This is a genomic window from Streptomyces sp. NPDC029956 (genome assembly GCF_055574655.1).
Map to the genome: position 1 here is coordinate 167,596 of NZ_JBVHZJ010000013.1, position 22,817 is coordinate 190,412.

The window sequence follows — 22,817 nt, forward strand, 5'->3', positions numbered from 1 at the left end:
GCCGGGGGCATCGGCCTTGCGACGGACCGGTCATCTCCACATCTCTCCAGAAGGCGGTACGGATCAGGTGGATCGACACGTGACAGTGGAAGGCGCACTGCGCGGGGCGGCACCGCACCTCCTCCTGGACTCCCTCCGTACCAGTCTCGCGCACCTGTACGCCGCCACCTCCGCCGACCTGCTGCTCGTCGACTACGGATTCACGACCCTGCGCCCCGTGGAGCCCGTGCAGACACCTGCCGGGATGCTGCACGCGCCCGTGGACGAGGGCCCCGCCGGCCGCGTCCTGCGCACCCAGCAACCATATCTTTTCCGTGATGTCGGGCTCACGGCGACCGTTTACCTTCCCGTCACGGTCCGTGGCGACCGGTTCGGCGTCCTGGTCGTCGTCCTGCCCGCGCACCGGTCCACCCCGGAGACCACCGCCGGCCTCGCCCGGGTCGCCGAGACCCTCGGACACGCCCTGCGTGTCGCCGACCGTCACACCGACCTCTACCGTCGCACCCGCAGGACGCGCGCCCTCAGCGTCGCGGGGGAGATGCAGTGGGACACCCTGCCGGGCCGGGCCTGCACCGGACCGGCCTTCGACCTCCACGCCCACTGGGAGCCCGCCTACACCTCCGGAGGCCACCTCCTGGACTGGAGCACGACCGAACGGGACCTGCTGATCGTCGTCGCCGACGGCGCCGGGCCCGGCACACCCGCCGCCCTGGCGAGCACCCTCGCCCTGATGGCGATCCGCAACGCCCGGCGGGCCGGACTCGACCTGGTGACGCAGGCCAGCCTCACCGACCAGGCCCTCTACGGGCAGTACCGGGGGAAGCACCCGCTCGCGGCTCTGCTGCTCCGGCTCGACCTGACCACCGGCGAGGCCGAGGTGGTGGACGCCGGGTCGCCGACGCTCTGGCGCATCCGCTCCACCGTGACCGAGCGCATCGAACTCGACCGCCAACTGCCCCTGGGCATGTTCGAGGACACCGTCTACGCCACCCAGCGCCTGCGCCTCCTGCGCGGCGACCGCCTGGTCTTCGTCGCCCACGGGTCCGGGGAGCCGGGGGCCGGCGGGGAGCACGAGGAGCCGGACGGTCCCGTCGCCCGCGCCCTCGCCGACGGCGGCCGCCCGCAGGGCGCGGACGTCCCCCGGGCCGTCGTACGGGCGCTGCGCGGGGGATCGCATGGCGTGCCGGACGCCGTCCTCGTACTCTGTCTCGACTGGCACGGCCACGAGGCCGGCACACCGGACACGGGGCGGCACGGGGAGCTCGCGCCGACGCCGCCGAGGTCTCCTTGACGCACGGTCGGGGGTGCGATCCGAGGTGCGGGCGGTGTGGGAACCGTGAAGAGGGGAAAGGCGGGTACGAGGAGCCCAGCCGCCGACCCATCCGGACGAGGGGAGTACGAGCGCCATGACGGACGCGATCACCGCGGAGCGCGCGGTGCCGGAGCCTCTGCTGTCCGCGGGGGCCGTCTACGACGACGGTTCCGGCGGCGGGGCGATCGCGGCCGCCCGCGCCTTCACGGCCGACTTCCTCGCGGCCGCCCCGGCCGTGCTGCCCGGACCTGTCGGGGACGAGCGCGTCGAACTCGCACAGCTCGTGGTCAGCGAACTGGTCACCAACGCGATCCGTCACACGGCCGGCCCCTGCCGGCTCCACCTGGAACTGGGCCGGGACACCCTGGAGATCTCGGTCTTCGACCGGGAGGCCGCCGCCCCCGTGCCCCGCGGACACGACCCCCGCCGCATCGGTCAGCACGGCGTCGAGATCGTGGTCGCCGTCTGCGAGAGCCTCACGGTGGAGCCCGCCCCCGGAGGGAAGCGGGTCCGCGCCCGCCTCTCCCTCCGGTCGGAGTGACCCGACACGGCGAACCCGCAGGACGGGCGACCGCGCTGCCGCACCGGCACCGCACCGGCCCGCCGAAGCGCCGACCGCCTTTCGTGAAGCCCCTGTGCCGGAATCGTGGGGGTACTGCGCGGAAAGGCCGGATGCGTACGGGAACGGAGGGGTTCACTTGCTGTGCGGCGCCCGCTCCGCAAGGGTGAACGAACGAGCTGACGTCGAGTGGAAAGGTGGCGGGCCACCATACGCGGGCCACGCTTATGACTGTTTTCGAAGGAAAGTCCGGCCGGGAGACCCTGGCAGCCGCGGGCACCTCCTGGCTCGGGTCGCCGCACCCGGCCGTGGTGGCCGACCGCGAGGGCGGTGTCGTGGAGTTCAACGCCGCCGCGGCCGACCTCTTCCCACGGATGCGAATCGGCACGAGGCTCGACGAGGTCGTCCCGGGATGGCTCGCCGACGCCCACCGACGGCTCGCCCATCCGGCACGCACACCGGCCGCCGCGGCTCCGGTGCGGGCGGGGTCCGCCCCGCTGCGCGGCAGCCACGACGGCCGGCTCCTGAGAGCCCACCCCACCCGGTCCGGCCACGGCGACGTGGCATGGTGGCTGGTCGACGACTCCGACCTGACGGCCGCCCAGGACGCCCTGCGGACCGAACGGGAGCGCCACACGCTCCTGGCCGAGGCGTCCACACAGCTGCTGTCCTCGCTCAACCCCGACCGCTGCCTGGAGAAGGCGGCCCAGCTCGCCGCCGCCCACCTCGGCGACGCGGCCCTCGTGATCTCCCCACCCGTGCGGAACCGGTACACCGTGGTCACCGCCACGGGCGAGGGCTTCGAGCGGCGGCAGCTCACCCTCGACCCGATCCTCGTACCGGGTCTCGCCGAGGCACTGCAGGGCTTCCCGCCGGTGCCCGCCCGCTGGATCGACCCGGCCGAACTGCCCTCCTGGGCCGTGCCCGAGGACTTCGGAGGAACCCCCGGGTCCGTCGCCATCACCCCGCTGCCCGGCCACGGCGTGCCCGCGGGCGCCCTGATCCTCCTGCGGCGCAGCGGGCAACGGGCCTTCGACGCGTCCGAGGAACGCTTCGCCCGACTGTTCGCCGCCCGCGCCGGCGCCGCCCTGTCGGCCGCGCGCCTCTACGCGGAGCAGGCCCGCATCACCCGCGCGCTGATCGCCGAACTGCTCCCGCCGCAGCTCCACCACGTCGGCGGGGTCGACTTCGCAGGCGGCTACCGCACCTCCCAGGACGCCGAGCGGATCGGCGGCGACTTCTACGACGTGCACCCCGGCACCGAGGACGGCCAGGAGACGCTCGCCGTCCTCGGCGACGTGTGCGGCAAGGGGCTGGACGCCGCCGTGCTCACGGGCAGGATCCGCAGCACCGTGCAGGCCCTGCTGCCCCTCGCCGGCGACCACCAGGACGTCCTCCGGCTGCTCAACGGCGCCCTGCTGACCGCCAGGCACACCCGCTTCGCCACCCTGGTCCTGGCCTCGGTGCGACGGACGGGCGGCCAGGTGCGGCTCCGGCTCACCAGTGCCGGCCACCCCCTCCCGCTCGTCCTGCGCGCCACGGGCCAGGTGGAGGAGGCGGACACCGGCGGAACCCTGGTGGGCGCCCTCCCCGTCGTCACCAGCCGGTCGGCGACCGTACACCTGTCTCCCGGCGAGACCTGCCTGCTCTACACGGACGGGATCACGGAGGCCCGCGGCGGGCCGCTCGGCGAGGGCATGTTCGGCGAGGACCGGCTGCGCTCCGCGCTCGCCGAATGCGTGGGCCTCCCGGCCGAGGCCGTCGTCGAGCGCGTGCAGATGGTCGCCGGGGACTGGGTGGGCCGCGGCCCCCACGACGACATGGCGGTCGTCGCCATCACCGCGCCGCACACCACCCATCTGTCCGCGGTGAACGGCCACACCCGGGGCAGGTACACCGCATGAGCACACAGACGACGACCCCCTCTCCCCCCTCGACCGCCGACCTCGCCGCCGCCCGGCGACAGCTGTGGGCGGCACTGGAGGCGAGGGACGAGGCGGCGGCCGCCGAGGCCGTCCTCGGCGCCCACGACGCCGGGGTCCCGGTCGAGGACCTCCTGCTCGACGTGATCGGCCCCGTCCAGGCCCGGATCGGCGCGGAATGGGCCGCCGGCCGCATCGGCGTCGCCCAGGAGCACGCCGCGACGGCCATCCAGGACCGCGTCGTCGCCGCCCTCGCCCACCGCACCGCGGACGGGCCGAACCCCCGGCCGGAGACCGGGGCGACGCCCCGGCGCGTGACCGTCGCCTGCGTCGACGGCGAGTGGCACGCCCTGCCCGCCCGCCTCCTCGCCGAGGTCCTGCGCGGCCGGGGGTTCCTCGTCGACTACCTCGGGGCGCACGTCCCCACCCCCCACCTCGTCGCGCATCTGCACCAGACCGGCACGGACGTCGTCGCCCTCTCGTCCTCGCTGCCGGTCCGGCTCCCGACGGCCCACGCCGCCGTCACCGCCATCCAGGCCATCGGGCTTCCCGTCCTCGTCGGCGGAGCCGCCTTCGGACCCGACGGCCGGTACGCCCGCCTGCTGGGCGCCGACGGGTGGGCACCGGACGCCCGCGCCGCCGCCCGTCTCCTCGCCGCCGGCCCGCAGTGGCCCGGCACGGCCCGGCGGGCCCCCGCCGGCGATCTGCCCCATCTCGCCGACCAGGAGTACACCCTGGTCACACGCGCCCGGACCCAGCTGGTCCGCCAGGTCCTCCAGGGCCTCGAGGACGCGGTCCCGGCCATGGCCGCGTACACCGACAGACAGCGGGAACGGACCGCCGAGGACATCGCCCACATCGTCGACTTCCTCGGGGCGTCCCTCTACGCCGACGACGCCGAGCTGTTCACCGGCTTCGTCACCTGGACCGCCGGGATCCTCAAGGCCCGGGGCGTCCCGGGCGCCGCCCTGGTCGCCGCCCTCGACCTGCTCGCCGACGCCCAGCGCGACTTCCCCCGCGCACGCACGCACCTCGCCGCCGGGCGTCGCGCCCTCGTCCGCGTACCCGCCCCGTCGGCCCAAGGACCCCGTTCGTGAACACCCCCGACCGCACCTTCGCACTCAAGGCCGTCGCCGCACCCGACGGGGTGCTGTACGTGACGCTCGCCGGCGACCTGGCCTGGGACAGCGCCGACGAGCTGCTGGACGAGGCACGGGCCCGCCTCGACCCGGCCTCCGCCCCGACGGACCTCCGCGTCGACTGCGCCGGACTGACCCTGTGCGACTCGACGGGCCTCTCCGCCCTGCTGGCCCTCCACCGGCTCGCCGCGGCCGCCGGCGTCCGGCTGCACCTCGACCACAGACCGCCCTTCCTCGACCGACTGCTCCTGCTCACCGGCACGCACGAGCACCTGACGGGCCGGTCCGAGAGCGCCGGCCCCGACGGGGACACCCCGACCGGCGCGGCGAAGGACCCGCGTCCGGCCGGTCCCTAGCCGGGGCACGTCGCACACGTACAGCCGGGCCACCGGCAGGGGGGGAGGGACCGGGCCCTCGCGTCGGACTCGCAGAGCAAGGCACCGTCGAGAGAGGGATGTTGCCGACACCGATGAGCCACCACCGCCGAGACCGGTCAGTCGGTGCGATTCCCGTCCGGGCCCGTACAGCTCCGCCATAGGCTGGCGGCCTCGCGACGAGGGGAGAGAACGGTGAGTGAGCACGACCGGCCGGCGGCCGGCGGCACCGACGGGCGCGACGAGGCCGGTACGAGGGCGCCCGACGACCCTGCCCCCACCCCGCGCAAGGACGGCAACCACATCTCGGGCGGCCACTTCGGCAACGTCGTCATGGCGGACACGGTGCAGGGCGGTGTGACCTTCACCTACGGTGGCGGCGACACTCCGAGCGACTTGCAGGATCCGGTCATCGCCTCCGTGCAGCTGAGACCGGGCGGGACCCTCGCTGATCTGGTCGTGGATGCGGATCCGCCACGTGTGATGGTGCCCAGCGGCACGATTCACGTCATCACACTGGAGGCCAGGACGAACCGGGCCGTGGTCCTCGACGCCGCGCGCCCCGTCGTTCTGGCTCGCAGGCCACCGCGCCCCGCCTGTCTGCTGATCCGCATCGGGGCGAAGATCGAACCCCGCCGCTTCTTGACGGACTTCGACGTCCGGGTGCCGCAGATGCAGGCGCAGGGCGCGGACTTCCCGTTCTCCATCAGCGCCGCCGACGTGGAGCAGTTCTGGTTCGAGCCCATCGCCCGCACGCACGAGATCTCGTGGCAGCTGGAGCTCGACTGGACCTGCGCGGGCCGTCGGGGCACCACCGTCATCAACAACAACGGGGCACCGTTCGAGGTGTATCCCGTGGACGCGTTGTACGACGGCCGGGAGCCCTCGGTACTGAGTTCCGGCTGCAGCCTCCACCATGCGCGGGGGTGCCCGTCCCTTCTTCTCGAGGAGTCAGGGACTCCCACGTCCCTGTGGAGGTCGGCCACGTCGTCCTCGCTCCCGTCCTACCCTGCGGTGGGCGGGCCGCGAGCCTCTGACGCCGCGACCGCACCGCCGGACCGCTCCGAGGACGACGCCCCGGAGGATCTCCAAGGTCGCATCCTGGCTCTGCACGCCGGCCTTGCCGTCAGCGACCCAGAGCTTCCCGCCTCCTGGCCCGAGTACCGCACACTCGCCTCACTCGTAAGGATCCTGTGCAACCGCCCGGACTTCCGCAGCCACGAACCACAGGAGTTCAGGGCCCTGCTGGTACAGGTGCTGCGCTACCTGTACGTGTCCGGTCAGCACGAACCCGGCGCGGCCCTCGGCCGCACAGTCCGGGCAGCCTGGAACGAAGGGCTCGGGGAGGACCATCCGGACACCCTGGCGGTGGCCAACAGGCTCGCCGGGTGCCTGGTCGGCCTCGGGAAGTACGCCGAGGCAAGGGATGTGTTCGCGGACCTTCTCCCGCGCTGTGAGCGGGCGCTGGGCTGGGAGGATCCCCTGACCCTGACCGTCGCCGGCAACCTCTGCGCGTGCCTGTCCGCGCTCGGTGCTCACGAAGAGGCCCGGCGACAGTGCGAGGACGTGGTGCGGCGGAGCCGTCTCGCACTCGGCCCCGACGATCCCCGCACACTGCGCGCGTCAGCCAACCTGGCGATCTTCCTGCGGCGCCTCGACGATCATCGGACCGCCCTCGCCGTCCTGGAGGACACCCTGCTGCGGTACCGGCGGGTGCTGGGCGAGGACCATCCCGACACCCTGCACGCCAAGAGAGACCTCATCGATCTCCTTCGCGCGATGGGGGAGGACGACCGCGCCCAGGCCGTGGCGGGAGATCCACCGGCCGGCCCCTGAGCGGATGTCGAGCACGGGAAGCCGATAACCCGCCCTGCCGGCGGTGACGAGTCCGGCCTCACACGGCTCCATGTGGAGAAGAGATTGACGGCGCCATCCGTGGCGGCTTCCCGCCGAGAGCAGGGCCGGCAGACGGTGCGGCGCTTCCGCTGGTGGGGGGCGGGGTGAGCGGAGTCGTGGGGATCGGTCGGTTCCGACGGCCCTCCGCGCGCTCGGGTGCGTCGGCGGATCTTGGCCGTGGCCAGGACGGTCCCGGCGATCAGTACGGCGGTGGCGGCGAGTGCGGGGCCGCCGAGGGCCATGGCGTGCTGGAGCGAGGTTGCTGCGGCGTAGCCGGTTGAGGCTTCTACGCCGGCCCACAGGGGTGCGGAGAGCAGACTGTAGGGAGCGATGCGGCGGTAGGGGAGTCGGGTCGCGCCCGCCAGGTGCGGGGCCAGGGTGCGCATGACCGGGACGAATCGGAAGAGGAGGACGGCCTGCCCGCCGCGTGCGGCCATGAGGGCTTCGGCCCGGCGCCATGCGGCGGCGGGTACGCGGCGGCCCAGGCGGCCGGTCCGCAGGCGGCTGCCCAGGAGGTGCCCGGTGCGGTGGCCGAGGGCGTCCCCGGCCACGACCGCGCATGAGGCGGCAACGATGACCAGGGCCAGATTCAGGTCACCGGCGCGGGCCAGTGCGCCGGCGGCCAGCAGGAGGCTCAGGGTCGGGATGAACGCGCCGATCAGCAGGACGGACTCGGCCAGCACCGCGGCGGCCAGGATCGCGTATGCGGCCGGAGCGGGAACCTGGCTGATCAAGCTGGTCAGCGCGTTCACGGGCCCACTCCGATCATGGCCGCCGGGGCCGCCGTCCGGGCTGCCCGACGTACGGGGCGGCGCAGCTGCCAGACCTTCGCCGGGGGCAGGTTGCCCCACACGGTCCGACAGTCGGTGGCATATCGGCGCTGGTAGCCGGCGAGGACCTCCTCGACGTCACGGTGGCGACGGGTCTCGGCGCGGGTGGCGGTCATGGCGCGGGCGTAGCGGGTGCCCCGGTAGGCGAAGTAGGTGAGCGCGCCGCCGGGCTGAAGCAGCTCCATGTACCGATCCATGATCGTTTCGACCTGGGCGGGAGTGAAGTTGGTGAAGGGCAGCCCGGAGACGATCACGTCGTATCGGCGGTCGGTGTCGAGTTGTTCCACGAGGGCGTGGTGTACACGGACGCGTTCGCGACCGTCGGCCGACCGGGGGTGGTCATGGAGGAGGTGGCGCAGCTGGGCGGCGAAGCGGGCGTTGGCCTCGACGACGTCCAGGCGGCTGTTCGGCGAGAGGCGGGCGATCAGGGCACGGGTGACCGATCCGGTGCCTGCGCCCGCCTCCATGACGGTCAGAGGGCGTGGGCCGTGCTCGGCCACCGGGTCGGTGAGCGAGCGGCCCAGGGCCCTGCTGCTGGGGGCGATGGCTCCGGTGGCACGCAGATCACGGGCGGCTTCGAGGAGGAACATCCAGCCCTCGGCGTTGCGCTGCGCGAGGACACGGTCATGTGAGGTGGTCCAGTCGTCCATGCCTTCGACGCTACGAATGCCGACAGTTCTGCGAATCCGCCCTTGTGCGGCCCTCCCTCCCTACGAAAGTAGGTGGTCGCCATGGCAGAACGTCGGAGGAAGCGGGACGGCCGCACGCCTACGATTTACGGGTGAACCGGGAACAACGTCGGAAATGGGTCGCGTCCGGCCGGTACGGTCTGGTGGTGCTGCTGACTCTGGCAGCCGTGCAGAACGAGGCATTGAGCCGAGGCGGTCACTACCTCACGCTGGGCGGCGCGGCGGCCGTGGTGTGCGGAGTGCTTCTGCTGCTGCGGCGTGGCCACTGGCTGCTCGCCCCCGCTGCGACGACGGCAGCGGCGGGAGTGTGGGGGTGGCCCATGCTCCCGCTGTTGCTTCTCGCCCTGTTCGACCTCGCCGCCGACCGGCACACCCCGGCAGCCGTGACCTGTGCCGCCGCCGCACTGACCGGTAACGCACTCTTTCATCCGACGGTCTCCCTGTGGAGGCCGCAGCAGTACGGAGCCAGCCTGTTTCTGCTGCTGGCCGTCACAGGGGGCCTGTGGATCGGCAACCGGCGACGCTTGGTGCAAGCGCTGAACACACAGGTCGAACACCTGAGGATCGAAAGGGAACTGCGAGAGCAGACGGCACGCTTCGCCGAACGGTCCGCGATCGCCGCCGAGATGCATGACGTGCTCGCCCACCGGCTCAGCCTGATCGCCCTGCACACCGGCGTCCTGGCCACCAGGAAGGACACCCTGCCCGCTCCCGTCGTCGAACGCCTGGCCATGCTGCGCACTGCATCCATCGACGCCCTGACCGACCTGCGTGATGTGCTGGGCGCCTTGCGCACCACCGATGAGCGGCTCGTGACCGACCGGCCCGCACCGGTCCTGCGCGACGTCGAAGAGATGATCGAGCAGGCACGGGCGGCCGGGCAGGTCATCGACACGGCCATCGAGGGCAGGCCCGAGCGGGCCCCTGCCGCCCATCGGCTCGCTGTCTACCGCCTGGCCCAGGAAGCCCTGACCAACACCCGCAAACACGCCCCTGACGCACCCGTCCGCGTCCGCATCGACTACGGGCCGCCCGCCACGCTCATCGAGGTCACCAACCCCCCTGCCACTGGTGTCCACGACGTCCGGTCGGTGCCCTCGGGGTTCGGCCTCGTCGGTCTGCGCGAGCGGGTCGAAGCACTCGGCGGGCATCTGACCGCCGGGCCCGGCGACGCCGGCTCCTGGCGGCTGGCCGCCCGCATCCCTCACCCCGCTGCCGAACAGAACGGTCTCCGCACGTGATCCGCGCCATGGTCGTCGACGACGACGCTCTCGTACGCCTCGGTCTGACCGACCTCCTCGACGGCGACGAGGGCATCGAAGTCGTCGCCCAGGCCACCGACGGCCTGCACGCCGTCGAACAGGCCACCGCTCACCACGTCGACGTCGCCCTCGTCGACGTTCGCATGCCCCGCATGGACGGCATCACCGCCACCGCTCGACTGCGCGCACTTCCGCACCCGCCGAAGGTCATCACCCTGACCACCTTCGACCTCGACGAATACGTCTACGGCGCGCTGGCCGCGGGCGCCGACGGCTTCCTCCTCAAGGACACCGATCCCGCCGAGATCCTGCGCGCCGTCCATCTCGTCGCCGCCGGGTCCGCCATGCTCCATCCCGCCGCCGCCCGCCGCCTCATCGACCGCTATCACCACACCAACCGCGCCGGGACCGCGCAGGCCCGGAACCGGATCGGCCTTCTCACCCCGCGTGAGACGGACGTCCTGGCGCTGCTGGCCGAGGGGGCCACCAACGCCGACATCGCGAACGCGCTCGGTATGCGGGAGAGCACCGTCAAATCCCACGTCAGCCGCATCCTGGCCACCCTGGACGTCACCAACCGGGTCCAGGCCGCGCTCCTGGCCCGCGACGCCGGCCTCACCCCCTGAGTCCACCGCGGCGCTGCCCGCGACGCCGACGACGAGTCGGCGGTGCGCAGCGCCGACACGTAACGCAAGGTCCAGATGATGTATTGAAATGTATATCTGTAATGCCTGATACTGCTGGCACGGATGCCGCTGTGGCGTCCTCCTGTGAGGGTTTGTGCGAAGGGGCGAATGTGGATTCCGTACGCAAGGAGCACGACCTGATCGGCGAGAGATGCGTTCCGGGGCACGTCTACTACGGCGTGCACACTCTTCGGGCCGTTGAGAACTTCCCGCTCACCGGCGTAGCGCTGTCCGCCCATCCCGAGCTCGTGATCGCCCTCGCCGAGGTGAAGGAGGCAGCCGCTCTCGCCCACGGTGAACTCGGCACCCTGCCGCGGGAGCGGGTCGAAGCGATCGTCGCGGCGTGCGGAGAAGTCCGCGAAGGGCGTCTGCACGACCACTTCGTGGTGGATGTGTTCCAGGGCGGTGCGGGCACCTCGTCGAACATGAACGCCAACGAGGTGATCGCGAACCGGGCGCTGGAGCTGCTCGGTCACGAGCGCGGCGCCTACGCCCATCTGCACCCCAACGACGACGTCAATCGCTCCCAGAGCACCAACGACGTGTACCCGACAGCGGCCAAGCTCGCGATGTACGCCGCCGCAGGACGTCTGTTGGACGCGATGAGCGCCCTCGCCCATGCCTTCACCGAACGCGGGGGTGCGTTCGCCAAGATCGTGAAGCTCGGCAGGACGCAACTTCAGGACGCCGTACCGATGACTCTGGGCCAGGAGTTCGACGCGTTCGCCCTCACGGTGCGCGATGACGCGTCGCTCGTCACGCGGGCCTCTTCCGCGCTGCTCGAAGTCAATCTCGGCGGAACCGCCATCGGAACCGGCCTGAATGCCGACGCCGGGTTCGCGCAGCGTGCCGTGGCGCATCTGGCGACCATCACGTCGGCCCCGGTCCGCTCGGCCCGCCAGCCCGTCGAGAGCACCCAGGGGGTGGGGGGATTCATTCAGCTCTCCAGCTCCCTGAAGCAGTTCGCCCTGCGCCTGTCGAAGATCTGCAACGACCTCAGGCTGTTGTGCTCCGGGCCGAGGGCCGGCCTGGGGGAGCTTCGCCTGCCGGCGCTGCAGGCAGGGTCGAGCATCATGCCGGGCAAGGTGAACCCCGTCGTTCCCGAGGCGGTCAACCAGGTGTGCTTCGACGTCGTCGGGGCTGACGCCGCGGTGTCGGCGGCGGCCCAGGCGGGGCAGCTCCAGCTGAACGCCTTCGAGCCTTTGATGGTCCACCACCTCCTGAACTCGATGAACCGTCTGGAGGCGGCCTGCCGCGTCCTGGCCGAGCGGTGCGTACAGGGGATCGAGGCGAACGAGGACCGTCTCCGCGAATCGGTGGACAGGTCGGCGGGCCTCGCCACGGCGCTGAATCCGGTCATCGGATATCAGCGTGCGACCGAGCTGGCGCGCCAATGCATGGACACGGGGCTGTCCGTGCGCACGTTGGCCGCCAGGGGCGGACTGCTCACGGAGGAGGAGCTGGACGCGCGGCTCGACCCCTGGAAGCTCGCCCATCCGCAGTAGGCCGAGAAGGACCCGGGCCGGGGGTGCCGGGGCGGGTCCGCGAGCGGGGGCGGCCGGGTCTTCACGCCGGACATCGGTCGAAGATCCGGCGCTCTCGTCAGCTCTTGGTCAGGGTGCAGGTGTACGTGGCGGTCCCGCTGCCGTCGTAAGCCTCCACATCGACGTAGTACGTGCCGGTCCCGGAGGCGGTTCGGGTGAAGGTGAGGGTTTCGTCGGTGCCGGCGCCGTCGTTGACGGAGCGTTCCAGGGTGCTGCCGGCCGCATCGAGGAGGTAGACGTCGGCGTCGTACGCGGCAGGGACGGCGCAGTTCAGGGTGGCGGTCTGGCCGGCGGCCAGACCGACCTTGAAGTAGTCGCGGTCGCTGGTGGACTTCATGCTTCCGGTCAGGGTGCCGGGGGAGGGCAGGGCGGTGGCGTCGTCGGCCGTGTCACGGGTGTCGTTCGGCTCGCTCTCGGTGAGTGCGGTGCCGCCGCTCTGGCCTCCGCAGTCGGTCACCGGAGTGCCGTTGTAGAGGTTGGCGTCGGTCACCCCGTTGGTGACGCTGCGCAGGTAGTAGCCGCAGGTGGGCCGGTTCTTGAAGTCGAACGTGCCGCCCGGCGTCAGGCGCCAGATCTTGAAGCCGGAGTACGTCAGGGGCTTGCGGTCGACGGCCTGCTCGGGCTGGTGGTCGGCGAGGACCACATAGGCGTCCTTGCCGTACTGGGTGGCCATGCCGTTGCGGTCGATGAACAGCGACCCGCCACCCTCCTCGACGCCGACACCCCAGGCGGCGCCTCCTGTCGTGAGGCCGTCCTTCACCGAGCGGGCGAGGAACGCCATCGTGCGGCCCATGCGGTCGCGGGTCACGAAGTGGGAGTCGTTGACGACGCCGCCGTAGTTCGCCCACTGGAACATGCCGGTGGTGAAGCTGATGTAGCGGTCATAGGGGTTGGCGAGCGCTTCGGCGCTGGTGACGCTGCCGTTGCAGGCGTCGTAGACGACGGGGCTGTTGATGTGGTGGCCGGCGCTTCCGCCGCCGGAGCCGCCGCCCTTGGCGACGACGGATTCGACGGACGCCTCGAGCGCCGTTCCCTTCCAGGCCGTGTACCTGCACTGGTCGCCGCCGGCGAAGTAGACGAACTCGGCGTTGCGGACGTCGGTGTTGACCTGGCTGTTGTTGCCGTCGGTGGCTGCGGTGAGCGTCCACGTCGTGCACGAGTTCACGCCGGTCAGACCCATGACGGTGTCGCACTCGGGGGTCCTGCTCCCCGAAGTGGGTGCCGATCCGGAGAGAACGACGACATCGATGCTGCCGGTGCCCCCGCGGATGTCGTCGATGGCCCGGGTCATGGAGGCCGCGACGACGCCGCCGGCGCCGTTCATCGTGAACGCGGGGCCGTTCCACGAGGCGCGACTCGCGTCGGAGGTGCTGCCCAGCCTGATCCTGTCCGCAGCCGCGTGGGCGGGCTGCTGGATCGTCATGGCTGCGGTCACCGCGATCAGGGCGACCGCGAGCGGTGCGGTCTTGTGTGAGAGACGTGAGGTCATCGGGGCTCCAGTAAGAGGGATGCGTGCAGCGCCGCAGACGGACGCCGTCAGGGTGACGGCGTCCGACGCGGCTCATCGGGTTGGTAGCGGAACTTACAAGCCATTCGTCAGAACGGAAAGATGTAAGGCCGCAGGAACTCCTCTCGCCCCGAAGAGGTCGCGGAATATGCGGTCAGAATGGCGCTAAACCCCTCGTGTGAGTATCAGGATGCCGCGTTACGTGAACGTAACGTGAGATACATCTAGCCAGGATCCTGATCCATATGTAACTTCTCTGCTGTGGCCGGCGGCCAGAACTCGCCGGCGAAGAATCCTCGAGAGGATCCACCCCGATGAACACGCGTCTCGCCCACCGGGCAGCGGCCGCCGCCGTGGCGACCACAGCGCTCATGTCCCTCTCCGCATGCGGGGGCGACGACTCCGCCCCCAAGGCAGCCGGCAAGGTCTCCGTCGCCGGTGTGGAGATCGAGAAGGACCAGTCCCTGCACGACATGCTGCCCGAGGAGATCAAGAAGGCCGGCAGGGTCAGGGTGGCCACCGATGTTCCCTACCCGCCCTTCGAGATGTTCGTGAAGGAGGGCGGGAGCGAGCTGACCGGTCTGGACCATGACCTGGGACAGGCGCTGGGCGGCAAGCTCGGTGTGGCCTTCGTCTTCACGCCTCAGAAGTTCGACGGCATCGTCCCGGCCATCCAGGCCGGGAAGTTCGACGTGGCGATGTCGGCCATCACCGACAACAGGGACCGCCAGAAGGTCGTGGACTTCGTCGACTACTCGCAGTCCGGATCGGGCATCCTCGTCCCGGAGGGCAACCCGGCAAAGATCACCACGCTGGACACGCTGTGCGGACAGAAGGTCGCGGTGCAGGCCGCGACCAACCAGCTCGACCTGTTGAAGGGCCATCAAGCGGTCTGCGCGAAGGCGGGCAAGGGGAAGATCGACATCCAGACCTTCCCCAAGGACTCCGACGCACAGCTCGCCCTGCGCTCCGGCAAGGCCGTCGCCCAGGTCCTCACCAAGCCCGCCGCCGGCTGGGTCGCCAAGACCGCCGACGACGGCAAGGCCTTCGACCTCGTCAACGACCCCGAGGCGCCCGGCGGCTACAACGCCTCGCCCAACGGCATAGCCGTCAGCAAAGAGCTGCCCGAGCTGACCGACGCGATCCTCAAGGCCCTCCAGGCCCTCCTCGACGACGGCACCGTCGCTGCGATCTACAACGAGTACGGCGTCGCGTCGATCGCCGTGCCCAAGGCCACCAAGAACGCGGCGGTGGACTAGAGATGAGCGACACCAAGGCACCCACCGTGACCATCCCCAAGAGTGATCCGCACGCCCAGGACCTCGAAGTCGTCCCCCTCCGCAACTACGGGCGCTGGATCGCCGCGGCCGTGGCGCTGCTGGCCCTGGTCGGGCTGATCGGCTCCCTCGCCAAGAACGACAACCTGCGCTGGGACGTCGTCGGCCACTACCTCTTCGCCGACCTCATCTTCGACGGACTCGCCACCACCCTCTGGCTTACCGCGGCCGCCATGGCCCTGGGCCTGGGCCTCGGAACGCTGATCGCCGTCATGAGGCTGTCCTCCAGTCCCGTCCTCTACGGCCTGGCCACCGCGTTCGTCTGGTTCTTCCGCGGCACCCCACTGCTCGTGCAGATCATTTTCTGGGGTTACGCGGCCGCCCTCTACCAGTACGTGAAGGTCGGCGTCCCGTTCACCGAGATCACGTTCTTCCAGGCAGAGACCAACTCCCTCCTCACCCCCGCGATCGCGGCCCTGCTGGCTCTGGGCCTCAACGAGGCCGCCTACGCCTCGGAGATCGTGCGCGCCGGCATCCAGTCCGTCGACCCTGGCCAGACCGAAGCCGCGCACTCGCTCGGCATGCGCCCCGCACTCACCATGCGACGGATCGTCCTGCCCCAGGCCATGCGCGTCATCATCCCGCCGATGGGCAACGAGACCATCAACATGCTCAAGATGACCGCCCTCGTCTCGGTCATCTCCGCCCACGACCTCATGTCGAACATCCAGGACGTCTACGCCCAGAACTACCAGGTCATCCCCATGCTGGTCGTCGCCAGCCTCTGGTACCTCGCGCTCGTCACCCTGCTCAGCGTTCCCCAGGCATGGCTGGAACGCCGGTACGGACGCGGCACGACCAGGGCGGGGTACGTCTCTCCGTTCCGGCGCATGCTCGGCGGAGCCGTGGAGCGGATCGGCAAGAACAGCAAGGAGGAGAGCCGATGAGCACTCCCATGGTGCGCGCCCAAGGCGTGCGCAAGCACTTCGGCAGGCTCGAGGTGCTCAAGGGCATCGACCTCACCGTCGAACGCGGCCAGGTCTGCTGTCTCCTGGGACCCTCCGGTTCCGGCAAGTCCACCTTCCTGCGCTGCATCAACCACCTGGAGAAGGTCGACGGCGGCAAGCTCGCCGTCGACGGGGAACCGGTCGGATACCGGCAGCACGGCAACAGGCTGCACGAGCTGCGCGAGCGGGAGGTCGCCGAACACCGCCGGGACATCGGCATGGTCTTCCAGCGGTTCAACCTCTTTCCGCACATGACGGCCCTGGAGAACGTCATGGAAGCCCCCGTCAGGGTCGGCGCCGTCGCCAGGAGCTCCGCCCGCGAGCACGCCCTGAGCCTCCTCGAACAGGTCGGCCTGGCGGACAGGGCCCGCCACTATCCCGCCCAGCTGTCCGGCGGACAGCAGCAGCGCGTCGCCATCGCCCGCGCCCTCGCGATGAAGCCCAAGCTGATGCTCTTCGACGAGCCGACCTCCGCGCTGGACCCCGAGCTCGTGGGCGACGTCCTGGACGTCATGCGGCAGCTCGCCGCGGACGGCATGACCATGGTCGTCGTCACCCACGAGATCGGCTTCGCCCGCGAGGTCGGCGACACCGCCGTCTTCATGGACGAAGGCATCGTCGTCGAAGCGGGCGACCCCCGCCGGGTACTCGTCGACCCGGAACAGGACCGCACCCGCGCCTTCCTGTCCAAGGTCCTGTGAGCGCCCCGGTCCGCCGGCAGGAGTCGGCCACCGAACTCCTCGGCCTGGCCCGCGCCCACCGCGCCCAATACCTGCGCGATCTCGAGACGCTCGTCTCCATCGACTCGGGGTCCTACAGCGCCGCAGGGGTCAACAAGGTCGCCGACTGGGTGCAGCGGCGCCTGGACCGCCTCGGATTCGACGTCGCACGTGTCAGCTTCCCGTCCGAAGCAGGACACCGGTCCGGCGACGCGCTGATCGGCCGCAAGCGCGGCACGCTCCCCGAATCCGAAGGCGGACGCAGGATCATCCTCGCAGGCCACATGGACACCGTCTTCGAGGACGGAACCGCCGCCGCGCGCCCCTTCCGGACGATCGGCTCCCTTGCCCACGGGCCCGGGGTGAGCGACGACAAGGGAGGCCTGCTGGCAGGCCTCACCGCCCTGGAGGTCCTCGCCGAGCACGGCACCGAGGCGTACGACGAGCTGGTCTTCCTCGCCACGCCCGACGAGGAGATCGGTTCACCGGCAAGCCGCGGCCTCATCGAGCGCACCGCCCAGGGCATGCACTACGGTCTCGGCCTCGAATGCGCCCGGGAGAACGGCGACCTCGTCATCGCCCGCAAAGGCGTCGCCGACTTCCGCCTCACCGTCACCGGGAGAGCGGCGCACGCCGGCATCGAACCCGAGCGCGGAGCCAACGCCGCTCTCGCCGCCGCGCACCTGATCGTCGCCCTGCACGCACTCAACGGCCACTGGGACGACGTCACCCTCAACGTGGGTGTGGTCCGGGCCGGTACGCGCGCCAACATCGTCTGCCCGGAAGCCGAACTGCGCGTCGAGGTGCGAGCGGCCACCACGGCCGACGTCCGGCGCGTCAGGCGGGCCATCCAGGAGGCCGCGGACCACCCCGCTGTGCCCGGCACCGGCGTCGTCGTCGAGCAGCTCGATCTCTGCCCGCCGATGGAGGACACCGCCGCCTCGCGCCGCATGCTCGACAAGGCCCGGCAGGCGGCACGCACGGTCGGCGTGGAACTCGGCGCCACGGCCACGGGCGGAGTCGGGGACGCCAACCTCATCGCCGGAACGGGAGTGCCGGTCCTGGACGGGCTCGGGCCCATCGGGGGCGCCGACCACACCCCCCAGGAATGGCTCGACATCTCCAGCGTCCCCCAGCGCGTCGCCGTGCTCGCCGCGCTCGTCGCATCCCTCGGCGACGCCCGAAATCCCTGACCCCCCTTCTGGTCGGACGAACCCCGGAGGCGTCTCGAACGCCCCGCCCGTGCCTCTTCACCCGCCCCGCAGAACTGTGCCGCACCCGCCCGCGCAGAACCGGCACCGGTACGCGGGCGAGGGGCTCGGTCCGTCCGCCATCCGATCCACGGAGGCATTCATGCGCGCATCCTCAGGTTCCGCACGCCGCACTGTTCTCATGTGCGGCGTCACCCTCACCCTCCTCGCCACGGCTCCCGTCGCCCAGGCCGATCCCGAACGGCCCGGCCACAAGGCAGGCTCACTCGTCCTGATCGGCGGAGGGCTGAAGGAGAGCAACTCCCCGGTCTACGGCGAGATCATCCGGCGCGCCGGCGGCCCCGCCGCCCGCATCGGGGTCATCACCGCGGCCTCCGTGCCCGAGAGTCAGGACCCCGACGCCGGCGACCCGGAACGGTGCAGCAACTCCGCGTGCAACGGCGCCTACTACGCCGACCTGTTCACGCGGCACGGCGCCGCCGTTGCCGAGTGGGTGCCGCTCGACGTCGACCACGTGTCGAACGCCGACTCCGACGCCGTCGTCGCCCAGGTCAACTCCATGACCGGCTTCTTCTTCGGCGGCGGTGACCAGTACCGCTACATCACCACCCTGCTGCGCGGCGACGAGCACACCGACTCCAAGGTCCTCGCGGCCATCCGCGCCAAGCTCGCCCAAGGAGCGGTGATCTCCGGTTCCTCCGCCGGCGCCCAGATCGTCTCCGGCCCCGACATGGTCAGCGGCGGCGAGTCCTACGAGGGCCTGCGGGACGGCAGCGCCCCCGGCTACTTCGAGGACCCCACCCGGCTCGGATACATCCCCCGGGGCGGCTTCGGATTCCTCACCTCCGGACTCGTCGACACCCACACCGGAGCCTACGGACGGGAGGGCAGGGCGTACCGCCTGGCCGCAGACACCGGCCACGACCGCGTCTACGCGCTCGAGGAGAACACCGCCCTGATCGTCGACGACCCCGGCAGCCGGCGCGAGCGGATGACGGTCCTCGGCCCCAACGGCGTCGCCGTCCTGGACCTGCGTGCCGCCCGTACCCGCACGGGACCCGCCGGCTGGAGCATGCGCAGGGCCCGCTACACGTACCTCACCCAGGCGGACCGGTACCACCCGCACACCTGGACGGCCTACCCCGCTGCGGACAAGCGGCGCCTGCGCCCCGTCGGCACGAGCCCTGTTCCCGCCAACGACGACGTCTTCTTCTCCGCGTCCAATCCCGACGGCACGCCCTACTCGTTCCGCACCACCGCGCGTGCCCTCGCATCGACCCGGGCACAGAGGACCGCGACCGCCACCACCTTCGGGACCGACCCCCGCTTCACCGTCACCTTCACCAAGGCCGGCGGCTTCAGTGCCTGGACCGAAGACGGTGCCGTGCCGCAGACGCTCGTCGATCTGCAGATCGACATCGCACCACGATGACCACCCCGGCAGGGCCGGCCCCCACGTGCCGCCCCTCCCTCGGCTCTGCCACCCGGTCCTGAGGACCTCGGCTCACACGGAGGGCCCCCATGACGACCAGCCTCCTCGCCGACGACATCCGTCACAGACTCGGCACGCTCACCCCGGCGGAACGCAAGGTCGCCCGCGTCCTGCTCGTCGCCTATCCCTCGGCGGGATTCGAGACCGTCGCCACCGTCGCCGAACGGGCGGGCGTCAGTGCTCCGACCGTCCTGCGCTTCGTCGGCCGCCTGGGATACCACGGATTTCCGGACTTCCAGGCAGCTCTCCGCGACGAGCTCGACGAACGCAACGCCTCCCCGATCCATCTCTACGAAACAGCGGACGATGCGGCCCTCCGGCAGTCCCCGGGCGGCCTGATGGCCCGCAGTGCGAAACTGTTCGGCAACGCCCTGGCTCAGACGCTCACCGAGCTGGCGCCCCACGATCTCCAGACCGCCGTCTCGCTTCTCTCCGACCGCAAGCGCCGCATCGTCCTTGCCGGAGGCCGGTTCACCCACGTCCTGGCCCAGTACCTCGGGCTGCACCTGATGCAGCTCCGGGGCGACGTCCGCTTCCTGCCCGACCGGGACGTCGAGCGCACAGCGGCACTCAACGCCTTCGGCAGGCGTGACGTCCTCGTGGTCTTCGACTACCGGCGCTACGAGAACGACAAGCAAGCCATGGCGCAACTCACTCAGGAACGCGGCGGCAAGGTGATCGTCTTCACCGACGTGTGGCTGTCACCGACCAGCGCTCACGCGGAAGTCGTGCTTCCCAGCCGTGTCGACACTCCCTCTCCCTACGACAGCCTCGTCCCCACGCTCGCCGTCGTGGAGACCGTGGTCGCCGGTGTCGTCGCCACTCTCGGCGACGACGCCCACCGGCACATGAAGCAGAGCGAGGAGACCGCCTGCCGCACAGGTCTCGTGTGACGTCCGGCAGCAGGCCGTCAGCCGCACAGCACCGGCAGGCAGGTGTCCCCGAGCGGCGCCTGTCCGAATCAGAGCAGGCCGGCGCGGCGGGCCACGCTCTCAGCGCGCTTCATCCTCTCGTGTCCCTCGTTTCCGACCTGGTCGAGCACGGCGGCGACCAATGACTCGATGAGGGCCAGCGCCGGCGTGAGACTGTCGTACGGGGAGTCGGACGTCACCTGGGTGATGAGAACGACGTCGGCATGAGCGGCGGCCGGCGAGAGCCACGGATCCGTGAACACGATGACCTTCCCGCCACGTTCGCGGGCCAACTCGGCGATGACGGTCTTGTCCACCTCGTAGCGCCGGTAGTCGAAGAGCACGGTGACGTCGCGACGAGTGAGCTGGGTGAGGAAAGAAGCCCGCTCCACATCCCTGTCGGGCAGGAAGTCCACTTGATCACGGAACTGCGTGAGATGCAGACCCAGGTACTGGGCCAGCAGATGCGTGAACCTTCCGCCGGCCACGTGAACCCGGCGCCGCGGATCGCTCAGGAGACGCACCGCGTCGCTGAACTCCTGCGGAGCCACCTCCTTGAAGGTCTGGGCCACGGCCTGCTGGAGGAGCGCCGAGCGTTCTTCGAGCCGTGGGCCGGACACCTCTTCCGAACGTTCCGGCACGCTGCGCCGCTGAGACGATTCGGCGGTCTCGTACAAGGTGATGGGGGAAGCGGTACGCGCGTCGAGTTCGGACCGCAGAGCGGCCTGGAGGTCGGGGAAACCCTTGTAACCCAGACGGGACGCGCAGCGCAGCACCGTGGGAGCGGAGACCGAGGCACGCTCCGCGATCGTGGCCACCGTCTCGAAGACCGCTGCCGGATACCCGGCCAGCAAGACCCGCGCGACCTTGCGTTCGGCCGGGCTGAGATCTCCCAGCCGGTTGCGGATCTCATCGGCCAGCGTGAGACTCATGATTTTCCTCTCTGCGGCGGACAGATCGCTGCCGTCCGTCTCCGTCTTCGGTGGTGACGTGGCGCACATCCCAGCTGGGTCAAAGAATCTGGACGTACAGACGACGCATTCCCTTCCCCTAAATGTATCGCCTGTTACGTGTGAGGTGCAGAGGTCTGGAGCGGCTCACGGCGGGGATCCGGGCCGGCGTAGGCAGAGATGTCGCTTCCGCCCGTCTTGGCCGGTCTGACCGATGGGCGTGGGGCCGGACATGTGCCTTCCCTGCTCGCAGCACATGTCCGGCACGAAGGCCGCTTCCGCGTACGTCGGACACCGAACCGACTGATCACGTACGACGCGTCGTTCGGCGGTGCACGTGGAAGGTCACGTCAGGGGAACGTGGCACCCCAGGTGGCCGGCCCGACCACGCCGTCCACACTCAGACCTCTGCTCGACTGGAAACCGCGGCACGCGGTGTCGGAGCCCGGGCCGTACTGGCCGTCCACGGTGAGGGAGTAGCCGTGCGCGCTGTTCATCCGGTATTGCCAGGTCGCCACGCTCGCGTGGACGGTGGCCGGGGGCTGGCGGAAACTGACCCCGGGGTAGGGCAGTGGACCGCCACCAGGGTTGACATCACCGCTGAGGACCCGGGCGTACAGTTCGCCCGGGCAGCCGGTCGGATGGTGGTCGCGATGGCCGGTGAGGGCCTGCGCGGCGCCGCCCGACACCCGTAGGCGGTTGATCCCGTACCGGATGGCGTCGATCAGCCCGGCCGTGATGACGTCGTAGCTGCTGCCGGCGCCACCCGTCAGCGCACAGACCGCGTACCAGTCGTCATTGCCCTGCGTGGTGCCCTGCGCGGCGGTGCGAACGTTCTCGCCGCGCCCTTGGAAGAGGTAGCCGTGGACGCAGGCGAGATGGCTGTAGGCGATGTCCGACCAGCCGTTGGAATCCATGTGGAAGTTCTGAATCCCCCTCACCTGAGCGGCACAGTCGGCGTGGTCGGCCTCGGCCACCTTCACGGCATCGACGTGATGGACGACCACACCGCCCTGTTCCGGTGTGATGTTGCCGCTGACACTCCTGGGTGCTCGGGCGCCCCACTGGGCGCGGGTGACGAACGTGGCCATCAGCTTCGCCCTCCACGATCCGCGGCGCAGCCGACGGCGGCGTTCAACGGTTCGGCGTGCGCGTTCCGGGCGGCATCGGAGCCGTAGACCGCGCCGGGGTCGCGGGGGTTCGTCACGACGGAGTGCCGGGGTTCCCCTGGCGGAAGGGGGGTGGAGGCATGCGCGGTTCCCGCATGAACGACGGGCAGTGCGAGCGCACTGCCGACTGCCGCCAGCAGTACGACGCGACGAGAGGCTTCTTGGGTCAACAGTCCTCCAGGTGAGGTGAGCCGGGCGTGATTGCTCGGGTGCGGGAGCCGTGCGCGGGAGGACACGGAAGGGCCACCGGGCACGTAGGGTGCGGGCGGTCAGCAGCCGCCGCAGTTGTAGAAGGTCACGTCCCAGTGGTTGCCCTCGTCCGCGTAGACGTTGCCCGCTCCGGACTTCCACTGCGGGGCGC

General features: G+C 70.8%; 19 protein-coding genes and 1 pseudogene. 15 read left to right on the forward strand and 5 right to left on the reverse strand.

What is annotated here, in order from left to right:
• Nucleotides 1-79: 79 nt before the first annotated feature.
• The 6 genes from ACZ4XX_RS13575 (at nucleotide 80) to ACZ4XX_RS13600 (ending at nucleotide 7,142) form a co-directional block, all read left to right on the forward strand.
• Nucleotides 80-1,291: a PP2C family protein-serine/threonine phosphatase gene (locus ACZ4XX_RS13575; protein WP_468508093.1), complete on the forward strand. Its 1,212-nt coding sequence runs from the start codon at nucleotides 80-82 to the stop codon at nucleotides 1,289-1,291.
• Nucleotides 1,292-1,406: 115 nt separating this feature from the next.
• The gene (locus tag ACZ4XX_RS13580) at nucleotides 1,407-1,853 is read left to right on the forward strand and encodes an ATP-binding protein (protein WP_468508094.1); all 447 of its coding nucleotides are present in this window, start codon (nucleotides 1,407-1,409) and stop codon (nucleotides 1,851-1,853) included.
• A gap of 245 nt (nucleotides 1,854-2,098) precedes the next feature.
• Complete coding sequence (locus ACZ4XX_RS13585) at nucleotides 2,099-3,775, forward strand: SpoIIE family protein phosphatase (protein ID WP_468508095.1); 1,677 nt, start codon at nucleotides 2,099-2,101, stop codon at nucleotides 3,773-3,775.
• Nucleotides 3,772-4,890 carry a cobalamin B12-binding domain-containing protein gene (locus tag ACZ4XX_RS13590; protein WP_468508096.1) on the forward strand — a complete coding sequence of 373 codons (1,119 nt, stop codon included), beginning with the start codon at nucleotides 3,772-3,774 and terminating at the stop codon, nucleotides 4,888-4,890. The genes ACZ4XX_RS13585 and ACZ4XX_RS13590 overlap by 4 nt, the downstream gene beginning before the upstream one ends.
• Nucleotides 4,887-5,288, forward strand: coding sequence for an STAS domain-containing protein (locus tag ACZ4XX_RS13595; RefSeq protein WP_468508097.1), 402 nt, complete (start codon nucleotides 4,887-4,889; stop codon nucleotides 5,286-5,288). Before ACZ4XX_RS13590 ends, ACZ4XX_RS13595 begins: the two co-directional genes overlap by 4 nt.
• Before the next feature lie 213 nt (nucleotides 5,289-5,501).
• Complete coding sequence (locus tag ACZ4XX_RS13600; protein WP_468508098.1) at nucleotides 5,502-7,142, forward strand: tetratricopeptide repeat protein; 1,641 nt, start codon at nucleotides 5,502-5,504, stop codon at nucleotides 7,140-7,142.
• 389 nt (nucleotides 7,143-7,531) lie between these two features.
• On the opposite strand, the pseudogene ACZ4XX_RS13605 reads toward ACZ4XX_RS13600, so the two are convergent.
• A pseudogene (locus ACZ4XX_RS13605) lies at nucleotides 7,532-8,053 on the reverse strand (DedA family protein); the annotation flags it as partial.
• Entirely contained in the window at nucleotides 7,951-8,682 is a 732-nt protein-coding gene (locus ACZ4XX_RS13610; protein ID WP_468508099.1) for a class I SAM-dependent methyltransferase, read from the reverse strand. The gene ACZ4XX_RS13610 and the pseudogene ACZ4XX_RS13605, both read right to left, overlap by 103 nt.
• 182 nt (nucleotides 8,683-8,864) lie before the next feature.
• Between ACZ4XX_RS13610 and ACZ4XX_RS13615 the strand changes: the two genes are divergently transcribed.
• The 3 genes from ACZ4XX_RS13615 (at nucleotide 8,865) to ACZ4XX_RS13625 (ending at nucleotide 12,174) form a co-directional block, all read left to right on the forward strand.
• Nucleotides 8,865-9,962: a sensor histidine kinase gene (locus tag ACZ4XX_RS13615; RefSeq protein WP_468508117.1), complete on the forward strand. Its 1,098-nt coding sequence runs from the start codon at nucleotides 8,865-8,867 to the stop codon at nucleotides 9,960-9,962.
• Nucleotides 9,959-10,609: a response regulator gene (locus ACZ4XX_RS13620; RefSeq protein ID WP_468508100.1), complete on the forward strand. Its 651-nt coding sequence runs from the start codon at nucleotides 9,959-9,961 to the stop codon at nucleotides 10,607-10,609. The genes ACZ4XX_RS13615 and ACZ4XX_RS13620 overlap by 4 nt, the downstream gene beginning before the upstream one ends.
• 131 nt (nucleotides 10,610-10,740) lie before the next feature.
• The gene (locus ACZ4XX_RS13625; protein WP_468508101.1) at nucleotides 10,741-12,174 is read left to right on the forward strand and encodes an aspartate ammonia-lyase; all 1,434 of its coding nucleotides are present in this window, start codon (nucleotides 10,741-10,743) and stop codon (nucleotides 12,172-12,174) included.
• A gap of 97 nt (nucleotides 12,175-12,271) precedes the next feature.
• On the opposite strand, the gene ACZ4XX_RS13630 is transcribed toward ACZ4XX_RS13625, so the two are convergent.
• Entirely contained in the window at nucleotides 12,272-13,702 is a 1,431-nt protein-coding gene (locus ACZ4XX_RS13630) for a pre-peptidase C-terminal domain-containing protein (RefSeq protein WP_468508102.1), read from the reverse strand.
• Between the two features lie 332 nt (nucleotides 13,703-14,034).
• Here ACZ4XX_RS13630 and ACZ4XX_RS13635 point away from each other — a divergent pair, with 332 nt between their 5' ends.
• From ACZ4XX_RS13635 to ACZ4XX_RS13660, 6 genes are all read left to right on the forward strand, one after another.
• Nucleotides 14,035-14,979 carry an ABC transporter substrate-binding protein gene (locus ACZ4XX_RS13635; RefSeq protein WP_468508103.1) on the forward strand — a complete coding sequence of 315 codons (945 nt, stop codon included), beginning with the start codon at nucleotides 14,035-14,037 and terminating at the stop codon, nucleotides 14,977-14,979.
• A 2-nt stretch (nucleotides 14,980-14,981) separates the two neighbouring features.
• The gene (locus ACZ4XX_RS13640) at nucleotides 14,982-15,944 is read left to right on the forward strand and encodes an amino acid ABC transporter permease (RefSeq protein ID WP_468508104.1); all 963 of its coding nucleotides are present in this window, start codon (nucleotides 14,982-14,984) and stop codon (nucleotides 15,942-15,944) included.
• Nucleotides 15,941-16,705 (forward strand): amino acid ABC transporter ATP-binding protein, encoded by a 765-nt coding sequence (locus ACZ4XX_RS13645; protein ID WP_468508105.1) that lies wholly within the window; start codon nucleotides 15,941-15,943, stop codon nucleotides 16,703-16,705. The genes ACZ4XX_RS13640 and ACZ4XX_RS13645 overlap by 4 nt, the downstream gene beginning before the upstream one ends.
• Entirely contained in the window at nucleotides 16,702-17,916 is a 1,215-nt protein-coding gene (locus tag ACZ4XX_RS13650; protein WP_468508106.1) for a M20 family metallopeptidase, read from the forward strand. Before ACZ4XX_RS13645 ends, ACZ4XX_RS13650 begins: the two co-directional genes overlap by 4 nt.
• A gap of 160 nt (nucleotides 17,917-18,076) precedes the next feature.
• Nucleotides 18,077-19,366, forward strand: a complete 1,290-nt coding sequence (locus tag ACZ4XX_RS13655) for a cyanophycinase (protein ID WP_468508107.1) — start codon at nucleotides 18,077-18,079, stop codon at nucleotides 19,364-19,366.
• A gap of 89 nt (nucleotides 19,367-19,455) precedes the next feature.
• Complete coding sequence (locus ACZ4XX_RS13660; protein ID WP_468508108.1) at nucleotides 19,456-20,319, forward strand: MurR/RpiR family transcriptional regulator; 864 nt, start codon at nucleotides 19,456-19,458, stop codon at nucleotides 20,317-20,319.
• A 68-nt stretch (nucleotides 20,320-20,387) separates the two neighbouring features.
• On the opposite strand, the gene ACZ4XX_RS13665 is transcribed toward ACZ4XX_RS13660, so the two are convergent.
• Entirely contained in the window at nucleotides 20,388-21,269 is an 882-nt protein-coding gene (locus ACZ4XX_RS13665) for a MurR/RpiR family transcriptional regulator (protein ID WP_468508109.1), read from the reverse strand.
• A 368-nt stretch (nucleotides 21,270-21,637) separates the two neighbouring features.
• Entirely contained in the window at nucleotides 21,638-22,378 is a 741-nt protein-coding gene (locus ACZ4XX_RS13670; RefSeq protein WP_468508110.1) for a peptidoglycan recognition protein family protein, read from the reverse strand.
• Between the last annotated feature and the right edge of the window lie 439 nt (nucleotides 22,379-22,817).